General features: G+C 67.6%; 1 pseudogene. It reads right to left on the reverse strand.

Features of this window, described 5'->3' with window-relative positions:
* Positions 1–333: pseudogene (locus FJ658_RS16580) on the reverse strand (hypothetical protein); the annotation flags it as partial.

Here is a 333-nt window from a genome sequence, read left to right on the forward strand (position 1 = left end):
CGGGATGGTGATGCGGCGGAGCATGGTGGCCCGGGTGGCGCCGTTGACGAGCGCCGACTCCTCGAGCGACGGGTCCATCGCCCGGAACGCGACGAACATGAAGAGGTAGACGAGCGGCACGTTGTGGGTGCCCTCGACCCAGATCATCCCCGGCATGGAGAAGATGTCGAACCAGGGCCCGCCCGTCAGGGCGTTCCCGATCTGGTTGGCGATGCCGACGTTGGGGCTCGCGACCATCACCCAGGCGATCGTGTAGAGCAGACCGGGCACGATGAGCGGCACGAGCGAGGTCGCGACGATGAGCGAGCGGAACGGCACGTTCGTGCGCACCGT

Source organism: Schumannella sp. 10F1B-5-1 (assembly GCF_006517535.1).
In the GTDB taxonomy this organism is placed as follows: Bacteria; Actinomycetota; Actinomycetes; order Actinomycetales; family Microbacteriaceae; genus Schumannella.